Source organism: Winogradskyella arenosi, assembly GCF_003337305.1.
GTDB classification, from domain to species: Bacteria; Bacteroidota; Bacteroidia; order Flavobacteriales; family Flavobacteriaceae; genus Winogradskyella; species Winogradskyella arenosi.
The window spans coordinates 115,534-127,354 of sequence record NZ_QPJO01000004.1 but is presented as its reverse complement, the minus strand read 5'-3'; the positions used below and the strand labels follow the sequence as shown (position 1 = coordinate 127,354).

The following is an 11,821-nucleotide window of genomic DNA, read 5'->3' as shown; positions in this document are numbered from 1 at the left end:
TCTAAAAATGTTAGAAACGCTACTAAATATGAATGATTCTGTTGGGAGTATTAAAGTATTGGATTTAGAGGGAAATGCAGTTGATCTCATGCGAGCCTATAAGGATAAGATTCTCGTATTGATAATTTATAACAACGCATGTTTAGGTTGTACAGGACGTGCTATTCCGCTGGCGTACGAGTTACAACAAACCTTTCCGTCAATTCAAGTGGTTGGTATTCATTCTAACTTCCCAGGTAGAGAAGCGACTGAAGAAAGTATTAAAGCCATTTTTAGGAGTGGTGAGCTTCCGTTTCCGATTTATATTGATCCTAATCATCAGGTATATGACCAGTTTAAATCTGAAGGGACTCCACAATGGCTCTTACTTACTGCTGATGGTACGTTGTTTCGTTCTATTTTTGGGTCTCAAGCCAATGCTAAGAATCGTTTATACTATGCTCTAGAAAGTTTAGTGGAAAACTAAAAACTAAATCTTGTATTTTGTTTTAAAGTGTTTTTTTACAGGGTTTAATGGTGTGCTGTGTAGGTGCTTTGTTTAAGTCTTTTATGCTGAAATAAGTCACAACATAAGCGTTCTAATAATACAGTCGAAAATTAAGTCGTTTGCAGACGCTATAATGTCTTTGGTGCAACTCCTCTACAACTTCGAACATATCATCATCGTCTTTAAATAAATTAAAGAAAGCCTTATCCAGGTTAGAACTCGCCATGCCACTATAGGCATTACCATAGCCCGAAACGGCTTTAGCTCCTGTAATGTCTAAAAAATACTGGGCTTCTTCCTCTTCTAAATCTAGAGTTTTGGCATTAGAAAAATGTAAAATCTTTCCGCTTAATCGGCCTTCAAAAAGTTCTGCAATTTCCTGAAAGCTATAATAGTAGTCATTTAAACAAATGGTATTGGCTTCGCCTCGCATTACCAAATAAATGATTTCATAATCCTTAAAATAATGATCATCTAACACTAATGCGTTTATGCTGTCCTCTAATCCCTCAATAGTGTCGCAAGTTTTGTAAATACTTGCTATGCCATAATTTAAGGCTAATTGCGTTAAGTTTTCTTGTGCGTCAGTAACTTGGTTCGTGTCTACATCATCAACGCCTTCTAAACAGTAAATAAAGTGGTCGGTTTCTGTAAGCTGTTCTTGGGGTAATTGTTGTTTTTCTAGCAAGCTTTTAAATTTAGGCGGTGTTTGTAAAGTGCAAAATTATAATAACGCTTTTAAAATGTTTAAGGCTTTAGTATAAAATTGTGTTTTACCTGATACAACTCGTATTTAAAATGTAAATAATGGTTAAAAGGCGTAACACCTTTTAAAATCTAGGTTTTATGTCATAATCACGCTCATCTTCATAACTCGTAATATTACAATAAGATAGCGTTATTGATTTTTTTGAAAGGAATTTTAAAAACCTTCGACAGACTGAAAACCAACTTTTTAAAAAACAAATGAAACGCACTAAAATTTTAGGCTATTTCGGTCTTTTTGCCTCCATTCTTGTAGGATTAGGCGAATATTTTTTACACTACTCCCCTTCTATTTTAGAGCATTCTGAGGCTTATGCTTTTTTTAAAGATGTTCCCTTAGATCACCTTAGTATTGGTCATTTTTTAGCGGTTATAGGTATTCCCTTTTATTTTGCGGGCTATATCCATATTTACCGCATGTTAAAACCAGGAAATAAAACCTTAGCACAACTTGTTTTGGCTATTGGTTTTGTGGCTTTTACAGTTGGCGGGGTTTGGATTGGTTCTAGAGCTTCAATTGGCAACATTGTACACCTACAAGATGCTATGAGCCCTGTGGTTTACCAAGATCTATTGGCGCATTACACCAAGCATATGGAAATACTGGTACAAGCCCTGCGGATTATTATCGCAACCCTTTCAGTGGTGTTTGCCATTACTATTTTAAAAGGCGGCACCTATTATAAAAAAGGGATGGCCATTTTTAACCCTATTGTTATTCTTATTTTATTAGTGCTTATAGGGCAACTTATCCCCGCTATTGGGAAGCATATGCTCCCTATACTAATGAATGTTACTCACTTTATATTATTTGCATTATCCCTATACCAACTAAAAAATACAACTTATGAAACTCATTAAAAACCTTTTAAAACTCGTAGGCCTTGCCGCAGTCTTGTTCATTTTATTTATGATGAGCTTTTTCTGGCGCGACTCTGTTTCTGATAAATACGATATTAGTATTTCAGAGAAAGAGATTCCGAAATTTACGCCTATTACTTTAGATTTTGTACATCAATATCAAGGTAAAAAATCATTACCTATTGCCCCTTCGGCTTTAATAGATATTAATAATGACAACGTTGATGAAGTCTTCTTTGGAGGCGGAATGGAACAAGAGGATGCTATTTTTGCTTATCGTAATAATGCGTTTGTAGACATTTCTAAGAAGGTTAACTTACCTAAAAAAGGAACTGCCTCAACAACGGTTGGAGCGGTATCTGCAGATTTTGATAACAACGGTTTTACCGATCTTATATTAAGTCGTGAAGACGGACTTCATTTGTATTACAATACCAATGGTTCTTTTACAGAGGTGCTTGTAGATACGCCTGTAAATGCGAAATCTAATCCTGCCGGAATTACGGTAGCCGATATTGATAAAGATGGCGATTTGGATATCTTTTTAGCGACTTACATCAAAAAGGAATTAATGGAAGGGCAAAATATTTTTGAAGATTACGATTATGGTGCAACAAGCGAATTGTTGCTTAATAACGGCGATAATACCTTTAAGAGTATTACCAAAGCGGCTGGCTTAGACTATGTACACAATACATTTCAAGGTGTTTTTGTAGATATCGATAATGATACTTGGCAAGATTTAGTGGTGGTACATGATACAGGTGAAGTGCGTACTTATAAAAATAATGGCGACTTAACCTTTACTATGAAAGCCAACCCAATGACCAAGCGTTTTGCTTACCCAATGGGACTTGCTGTTGGAGATTATAATAATGATGGTTGGGCAGACTTTATGTTTTCTAACACCGGAAGCACATTGCCTAATAAAATTGCTCATGGCGATATAAAAGACACGTCTTTATTTACAGACAAATGGATGTTATTTGAAAACCAAGGTAATTTTAAATTTACCGATGTGGCTGAAACGGCTAAAATAGCGGATTACGAATTTGCTTGGGGCTGTACCTTTGCTGATCTTAATAACGACGGCTTACAAGATTTAATGGTGGGCGAAAATTATGTGGACTTCCCACCTAGCAAGTTGTTTAAATTACCGAGTCGTGTGCTTATCCAAAAAGCAGATGGCACCTTTGCGCCTACCGAAGCAGAAAGTGGTCTTAGTAATCCTCATTTTGCAATTACCTCGTTAGTAAGCGACTTTAATAACGATGGGTACTTAGATATGATTTGGGTGAATATAGACTCCCCAGCTTTAGCTTATATCAATAAAGGGGGAACGCACAATTACCTGCAAGTTGATTTAGGAGAGTCGGTTAATGTACAAGGTGCTAAAGTTACCGTAACGACCCCAAATAAAACACTTACGGAATGGTTAGTAACAGGAGAAGGTTTAGCAAGTGACCAAACGGCATTGCTTCAATTTGGATTAGGAACTACAGCGCGCGTTTTAAATGTAAAAGTTCAGTTAGCTAATGCGAAAGAGATTTCTATAGACCATCCTGAAATTAATGGCATTTTAGATTTAAAAGCGGAAGTTGAAAAGGCTTTAATTGATGAAGCAACAGAAGAAGCAACTATAGAAGACGCTACAGAAACCGTTAGTCAGCTCACTACTGAAGACCAGTAAACCCTATTTATAACTAAAGTCTCCTACCAATTTATAAGACCGTAGTTGGTTTTGTAAACGACTGATAATGACATCACAGACTTAAATTTAAATGGTGATGCTTACCTTATTTTGTCTAAATTGTAAGGGCGCTTAAAAATGTCACTGCTGTAAATGGAACAGAATGTTTCTACCCCCCCCCCCATCAACAGAATTATAAACTAATGTTAAAAAAGAAACCCTATTTCAGCATTCTCATACTCCTCATTATTGGAGTATTTGGTGCTGGAGCATTAGTTGTTGAAGAATTTAAAACGGGTGAAGGTTGCCCTAAACTGTTACATATCCCTATGTGTTTAGTGGTCTTCATCTGTTTTAGTGTTCCGCTTGCAGCACACCTATTAAAAAAAGGAAATGCGCTGTATTTTCTATTTACAGGTTTAGCGGGGAGTATAGCTCTTGTGGCTTCCGTTATGCAATTTACGGGACATGCAGAATGTCCCAAAACAGCGTCTGGCACACCTATGTGTTATTATTCCTTAGTGCTTTTTAGCAGTTTAATACTTCTAAAAATTTATCATTTAAAAAACAACAATCTAAAATAATATGAAAACAAATTTACCCATCAAAATCAGCATGCTTTTAATGCTGTTGTTCGTCAGTTATTTTTCTGCAGCACAAAAATTAGAAACCTCTGTTTTTGTCACAGGAAATACGGGGACCACCACCGATACTTCGGTGCTAAAACAAATCACTGAAGAAGCCAAAACCTTAGACGATTCAAAATTACTCATATTAGGTAATGTGGTACCTAAAACAGGTTATAACAAAGCCTCAAAAGCACATATCACCTCGCCATTAGCGGTTTTAGAAGCTTTTGATGGTAAGGTGATTTTTACACCTGGGCATCATGAATGGGCTAAAAATGGGCATAGAGATGTAAAGGCTATAGAAGACTTTATTCAAAAAAACAGTGAGGCAAAATTCTATCCTGATGAAGGTTGCCCTATTAAAAAAACAGAATTGACGGATGCTGTGGTTTTAATCACTATTGATTCGCAATGGTATTTAGAAGATTGGAATACGCACACCTATCTGAACGAAGATTGTGATATTAAAAACCGCACTCAGTTTTTCTTAGAGTTTGAGAGTATGCTAAAAAAATCGCAAGGCAAAACCATAATGGTCGCTATGCACCATGCGCTTTTTTCGAATACTAAAGAGGGGGTATTAGCAAGAACAGGTGGTACGGCTTTACATGATTTTCAGAATAAGCAAAACACAAAATTTAGAAACCGATTAATAACTCTGGCTAGGCAAACGGAAAACATCTTCTTTGTTTCGGGTCATGATAAAAACCTACAATACATTAACACCTATGGTGTGCCTCAAATTATAAGTGGAGCCGCAGGGAAAATAGAGAAAGCCAATCCAAGACATGAAAATGATTTTAGTGCTAACGAAAATGGGTATGCCCGTATTGATCTTTTTAAAGACGGTGCTGTTAGTGTCACGTTTCAAGGGATAACCACACCGTATACCACCACCATTATTGCCCCCTTAAATAATGAAGCGACTTATACTTTTAAACCTAAAACAAGTTTTAATAGTACGTATAGTGCTTCGGTATATACCTCAGAAGAGACTGAAAAAAGCAAGACCTACAAAGGGCTTTGGGGACAACATTACAGAACATTTTACAGTAAAGCCGTAAATGCACCAGTGGCTTTTATAGATACCTTAAAAGGGGGCTTAACCCCTGTGAGACGTGGTGGAGGTCATCAATCTAAATCGTTACGCTTAGAGGATAAAGACGGTAAACAATACGTAATGCGTGCTTTACGTAAAAGTGCCATTAAGTTTTTGCAATCTACCGCCTTTCAAGACAAGTATGTAGAGGAAGACTTAGAGGGCAGTTTTGCAGATCGTTTTCTACTCGACTTTTATACCACAGCACACCCCTACACCCCAACAACGATAGGAACACTTGCCGATGCCGTGTCTATTTTTCATACCAATCCTGAGTTGTACTATATTCCTAAACAAGCCACTTTAGGGGCTTATAATGATGAGTATGGTGATGAACTTTATATTATTGAAGAACGTGTAGAATCTGGACATCGGGATTTAGAGAGTTTCGGAAGACCTAAAGCCATATTAAGTACCAATGATGTGTTGCAAGAAATTAATAAATCGGGGAAATCTATTGTAGATGAACCCTCATACATTAGAGCTCGTCTTTTTGATATGCTTATTGGCGATTGGGATCGTCATGAAGACCAATGGCGTTGGGCGTTGTTTGAAAAAGAAGACGGTACGGAGATTTGTAAACCTATCCCTAGGGATCGGGACCAGGCTTTTTCTGTTTTTGATGGAAGTCTATTAGGTTTTCTGCGCTGTGCAATACCAAGCATCCGTATGATGCAATCGTTTGATGCGGAATTACCAAGTCCTAAATGGTTCAGTTTTGAGCCTTACCCCCTAGATATGACCTTTATTAATCAGTCCAATTGGGCCGATTGGGAAACCGAAGCTAAAACACTACAAACAGGTCTTACAGATCAGGTGATAGAAGACGCCTTTAAGCATTTACCAGAAGAAGTTAAAGGGGCTACCATAGAAGAGATTAAGCAAAAGCTAAAAGGCCGACGTGGAAACATTGTTAACATAGCTCGCACCTATTATAATTACGTCAATAAACACCAGGTCGTTACCGGAACACAGAAAGACGATCGCTTTGAAATTATAAGACATCCTAATGGAAAAACCTCTATAGAAGTACACCGCAAAGATCTAGACATCTTTAAAAGAACATTTACCAAAGCCGAAACCAAAGAAATATGGATTTATGGATTGGATGGAAATGATACGTTTAATGTCACTGGAGAAGGTGATGATTTTATTACACTTAAAATTATTGGAGGAAAGAAAAATGATACCTATAATTTTGAGAATACTAAAAAAGTAAAGCTTTACGATTATAAAGATAAGAACAATACCATTGTAAACAAACACTCTAAGAAGTGGTTGGTAAATGATTATGGTATAAATAATTACGATTATAAAAAACGTAAGTATAGCATGAACCAGTTTTTACCCATCTTAGGGGCCAATCCAGATGATGGGTTTCGTATTGGGTTTGTAGATAATTTTACAACTTATGGTTTACAACGCAATCCGTTTACCACAAAACACAGTTTAAGTGCGTCGTATTACACAGGGAATTCGGGTTACGATGTGTCTTATAGAGGTGAGTTTTCTAATATTTTTCACCATTGGAATTTTGCCGTAGAAGCCAAACATACCAGTCCTAATTTTGTACAAAACTTTTTTGGCTTCGGAAATGAAACTACTTACGATAAAGATGAAGTTGATATTGACTTTAACCGTGTAAGTATTAAAGAATGGCATGCGGCTATCGCATTATTATGGTATGGTAGAGACGGTGGGTCTTTCTACTTTAAACCCTTAATAGAATCTTTTGAAGTTAAAAATGTAGCCGATAGGTTTATAAATAGTTTGCCTTCAAATGCCGCGCTTTTTGATCGTCAAACCTACGCAGGTGCAGAAGTTAATTATGGCTTTAAAAACAGAGATGATGCGTCGTTCCCTACTATGGGATTAGATGCGGGACTTACCGCAGGGTATAAAGCAAATGTAGATGGTGGTGCAACAGAAAATAAATTTGGTTATCTTAAACCGCATTTAGCGATTAACCACCGCTTAAATAAAAGTGCCAGCTTAGTTTTAGCTACAAAATTAGGTGGTGAAGCTATTTTTGCTGATGATTTTGAACTGTACCACGCCGCACAATTAGGTGGTGGTGATAATTTACGTGGTTTTAGAAAAGAACGTTTTTCAGGACAATATAGCGCGTATCATACCACCGATTTAAGATTGCTATTAGGAAAGTTAAAAACTAGTTTTATTCCATTAAAATACGGTATAACAGGAGGTTTTGATTATGGGCGTGTTTGGATAGAAGATGATGCTTCAGATAAATGGCATAACAGTGTTGGAGGCTCTTTTTGGGTCAGTGGCTTAGAATCCTTTACCGCTAACGTAGGCTATTATGGCAGCAGTGATGGCGGTAGAATTGCTTTTGTGCTAGGCTTTGCCTTTTAAATAGTAATGAATACGATAAACTTATGGAAAAACAAATGCATTTAGCGGCTCAGTATTTAGCTGCAGCAGGAATCAGTTTTTTAGATAAAAAACTAGACGATAGTCATACAAATTTAGGCTTCGAAATTAAAAACGGCGGTCTGAGTACTCATGTACTTTCAGACCAAGGCGATCAATTGTCTTTAAATTACAATCGGTTTACCTTAGAATGGAAATCAAACGACAACGATACTGTTGTTTTTGAATTGGATGGTGCTATGCACACCGAAGTCTTAAGTTGGTTGAACCATGCGGCTACAACCCGTTTAAATAAAACCTACCACTATAAGTTTCACTATGAGTTACCTTATGCCATAGATGCTACTTTTACGTTTCAACTTTTAGATTTCGACCAATTAATGGCGTTAAAAGCCCTACGCGTTATGGCGCAATTGGTACTTAAGCAGGTCGATAAAGACTATGGCTTAGAGGGAGCAATTAGAGTTTGGCCACATCACTTTGATTCAGGGATTTACAGTACCCTACCCGATTCTGATATAACGCTTGGCTTAGGTTTAGCCATTCCAGATGCGATATGTAACACCCATTATTTATACATTTCAGGCTACAAAAACGGACAAAAAATAGCGACTTCTACGTTGCCGGTATTATCATCAGGGGTGTGGAAATCGGGGGATTTTGTAGGTGCTGTGTTGAAAGCAGATACTGTAACAGCATCAGAAGGCATAGCCTTTTTTGAAGACGCTATTAGTCATTTAAAAAATAGCTAAAGAATAATCTAAATTTAACCTTGTGAAGGATGGCAGATAAATCAAAAGACAAATTAAAAGAAAAAGCAGAAGACAAGTATTTAATGGCAGAGTTAAATATTGATAAAGATGCCTTAAAGCAATTAAAAAAGAAATTGGCTAAAGTTGCACCAAGGTCTGAAAGAGGTGTGGAAACTTTATTTAAACTGCTGTCTAAAAATCAGTACACCTTAAATACCATGATAGATACAAAATCTAACATTTTGATATCTATAAATGCTCTAATTTTATCGTTGATATTAGGAACCGTTATGGGGCAATTGCATAATGACCCCCATCTTATTTATCCGATAATCATGATTTTAGTGACCAATTTAGCTTCGATTACTTTTGCTGTTTTTGCTACACGTCCAGAACTTGTACACGGCAAAAGTGATGCTAAAAACTTAATGTTTTACGGTAACTTTCAAGACATGGAAGAAGACGCCTATATAGACAGTATTACCAACTTAATGAATGAAGGGGACGAACTTTATAGAACCATAGCTAAAGATACCTATCATTTAGGGAAAACGATAGATCGCAAATTTAAGTTGCTACGCAAATCGTTTCATATCTTTCTGATTGGTATTATTTTATCCGTAGTCGCCTTTGTAGGGTGTCATGTTTTTTTTGGAGGGCTAATGTAAATAGCTTACTAACGCATCCTGTGTTTTGTTAGTAAGCTATTTGTACATTATAGTGTGATGATAAAAAGACATCACTAAGTTGACTTATCGTCTAGCTTTGCTCCATAAATTGATGTACCGTTTCGGTTTCAATTTTAGGGTTCGCCCCTTCGCTACTGGCTACTAAAGCACCCATAGCACAAGCAAAATCTAAGGCGTCTTGTGGACTATTTTTTTTGAGTAATTTATTGATAATTGCTGCTAAAAAAGAATCCCCAGCGCCTACGGTATCTGCGACTTTAACGTGGTACCCTTTATTGTGATAAAACGTTTCATTATAATATAAAACGGCGCCATGACTACCTTTTGTAACGCATATACTTGCTGTGCCCGTTTGTTTAGCGATAAAACGTATAGTCTCTTCTAGGTGCTCTGATTTGAAATGCATTGAATCGGCAATTTCAAAAATCTCATCGTCATTAAATTTTATAAAATCGGCCACAGTCATCAATTCTTTTAAGACAGCATTGGTGTAATGTGGTGCTCTTAAATTAATATCTAAGATTTTATAATTTGCGACTTCTAATAAATTAAATAAGGTGGTGCGCGACGTATGATCTCTAGCGACTAAACTCCCAAATATAAAAGCATCGGCTTGTTTAGTGGCTTGTAAAGCGGTGTCTGTGACTTGCAGATTATCCCAAGCACGGTTATGGTTAATGGTGTATGTTGCAGATCCTGTTTTGTCTAAAATGACATCAACCGCTCCTGTTTCTAAAATATCATCAATTTGAATGTTTTCAGTATTCACGCCGTGATCCTTAATGAAATTAGCAATTTCAGTACCTTTAGTGTCCGCTCCTATTCTGGTAATGATAGATACGTTGTTGTCTAAAGATTGCAAGCGTAACGCCACATTTAAAGGCGCTCCTCCTATCTTTTTATGTGTAGGGAAAACATCCCATAACACTTCGCCAAAGCAAACTATATTTTTCATTTAGATGTCGTTTAAAACGTTACTATTAATGTCCTTAACGGATTTCTCAATACCATTTTGAACAATATTTAGATAAGCTTCATTGTATGCTTTTACAAAGGTCTCATCGTTTTTAAGGGTTCCGAAAATGCTTTCTAATTCTAAAAATGCGGTTGGGTTATTTTGAGAAGCAATAGCTTTTTCGTTTAGCTCGGCTTCCATAGCATCTTTAATAATGAGTTGTGTACCGAATTCATTTTGTCCTAAGCTATAAATCGCAAACGCAGCAATGATAAAAGCCGCATGATTGATGCTTCCTTTTTGTTCTAATTGTTTATACACCGTTGGTAAAATAAAGATCGGTATTTTAGCTGAGCTCTGAGAGCAGATTCTTTCAATTTGATCTTTAATATAAGTATTTCCGAAACGTTGTATAAGAGAAAATTTATAATTTTTTAAATTCACCCCCTCTAGGTCTCCTAAAGTTGGGGTCACTTCATTCCCCATATAAATTCGTAAAAACGAACTGATATCGGCATTACTAGCTGCTTCATCTATAGTAGAATAACCATATAAAGCACCGAGAATACCTAATACGGAGTGTCCTGCATTAAGTAAGCTTAATTTCATTTTTTCGTAAGGCACTACATCTTTTACAAACTGTGCACCCACGGTTTCCCAAGCAGGTCTTCCGGCGATAAAATCATCTTCAATAACCCATTGTTTAAACGGTTCGCAAACCACAGGCCAAGCATCATCAATGCCTGAAGTTTGTTTTAGTGTTTCAATATCTAAAGCTGATGTTGCCGGCGTAATACGGTCTACCATAGCATTTGGAAACGACACGTTAGTCTCAATCCAATCTGTTAATTCAGGTTCAGCAGTTTGTACATAGCTCATTAACATTCTCTTGGTCATGTGTCCGTTACCTTGGATATTATCGCAAGATTGAATGGTACAACCTTTTAAGCTGCGCTCTTTTCTTAGTTTTAAAGCTTGTGTTAAGTACCCAAAAATAGTTTTAGGCGCTTGTGGGTGTTTTAAGTCGTGTTGAATTAAAGGATTACTAAAATCGAATTCTTGAGTGGCTTCATTATAATTATAACCTCCTTCTGTGATGGTTAATGATATGATTTTAACATCAGGACTTGCCATTTTCTCTATAACCTTACCTGGGTTTTCAGGAGCAAATAAATAATCTGTAATCGCTCCAATAACACGTTTGGTATGCGTACCATCGAGTTCTTTAATGATTAAAGTATATAAACCATCTTGTTCCTTTAAGGTGTTGTAGATTTTGGTGTCGAAATCCAATAAAGCGACCCCGCAAATCCCCCAATCCGTAATGGATTCATCTTGTAATAATTGATCGGTATAAAATGCTTCATGAGCTCTGTGAAAACCTCCAATGCCAACATGAACAATACCTGTTTTTAATTGACTTCTATTGTAAGTTGGAGTAGGAATCTCTTTAGAAATTTCAGCTAAATTCTTTTGATTAAGTTTGATTATATTTTTCAT

General features: G+C 36.6%; 10 protein-coding genes. 7 read left to right on the top strand and 3 right to left on the bottom strand.

The window, feature by feature from the left end:
- Positions 1–28: 28 nt before the first annotated feature.
- Positions 29–466, top strand: coding sequence for a TlpA family protein disulfide reductase (locus tag DFQ08_RS12090; protein WP_114310506.1), 438 nt, complete (start codon positions 29–31; stop codon positions 464–466).
- Positions 467–578: 112 nt separating this feature from the next.
- On the opposite strand, the gene DFQ08_RS12085 is transcribed toward DFQ08_RS12090, so the two are convergent.
- Positions 579–1,175 (bottom strand): DUF6642 family protein, encoded by a 597-nt coding sequence (locus DFQ08_RS12085; protein WP_114310282.1) that lies wholly within the window; start codon positions 1,173–1,175, stop codon positions 579–581.
- Positions 1,176–1,453: 278 nt separating this feature from the next.
- Here DFQ08_RS12085 and DFQ08_RS12080 point away from each other — a divergent pair, with 278 nt between their 5' ends.
- The 6 genes from DFQ08_RS12080 to DFQ08_RS12055 all read left to right on the top strand — a co-directional run bounded on the left by DFQ08_RS12080 (position 1,454) and on the right by DFQ08_RS12055 (position 9,345).
- On the top strand, positions 1,454–2,113 hold the full coding sequence (locus DFQ08_RS12080) for a DUF6796 family protein (protein ID WP_114310281.1): 660 nt from the start codon (positions 1,454–1,456) through the stop codon (positions 2,111–2,113).
- Entirely contained in the window at positions 2,100–3,803 is a 1,704-nt protein-coding gene (locus DFQ08_RS12075) for a CRTAC1 family protein (RefSeq protein ID WP_114310280.1), read from the top strand. Before DFQ08_RS12080 ends, DFQ08_RS12075 begins: the two co-directional genes overlap by 14 nt.
- A gap of 203 nt (positions 3,804–4,006) precedes the next feature.
- The gene (locus tag DFQ08_RS12070; protein WP_114310279.1) at positions 4,007–4,387 is read left to right on the top strand and encodes a hypothetical protein; all 381 of its coding nucleotides are present in this window, start codon (positions 4,007–4,009) and stop codon (positions 4,385–4,387) included.
- 1 nt (position 4,388) lies between these two features.
- Complete coding sequence (locus tag DFQ08_RS12065) at positions 4,389–7,907, top strand: metallophosphatase (RefSeq protein WP_114310278.1); 3,519 nt, start codon at positions 4,389–4,391, stop codon at positions 7,905–7,907.
- 23 nt (positions 7,908–7,930) lie between these two features.
- Entirely contained in the window at positions 7,931–8,677 is a 747-nt protein-coding gene (locus DFQ08_RS12060) for a hypothetical protein (RefSeq protein WP_114310277.1), read from the top strand.
- Positions 8,678–8,706: 29 nt separating this feature from the next.
- Entirely contained in the window at positions 8,707–9,345 is a 639-nt protein-coding gene (locus DFQ08_RS12055) for a Pycsar system effector family protein (RefSeq protein WP_114310276.1), read from the top strand.
- Positions 9,346–9,436: 91 nt separating this feature from the next.
- On the opposite strand, the gene DFQ08_RS12050 is transcribed toward DFQ08_RS12055, so the two are convergent.
- Both DFQ08_RS12050 and DFQ08_RS12045 read right to left on the bottom strand, forming a co-directional pair.
- Positions 9,437–10,321, bottom strand: coding sequence for a carbohydrate kinase family protein (locus DFQ08_RS12050; RefSeq protein ID WP_114310275.1), 885 nt, complete (start codon positions 10,319–10,321; stop codon positions 9,437–9,439).
- Positions 10,322–11,821, bottom strand: a complete 1,500-nt coding sequence (locus DFQ08_RS12045; RefSeq protein WP_114310274.1) for a mannitol dehydrogenase family protein — start codon at positions 11,819–11,821, stop codon at positions 10,322–10,324.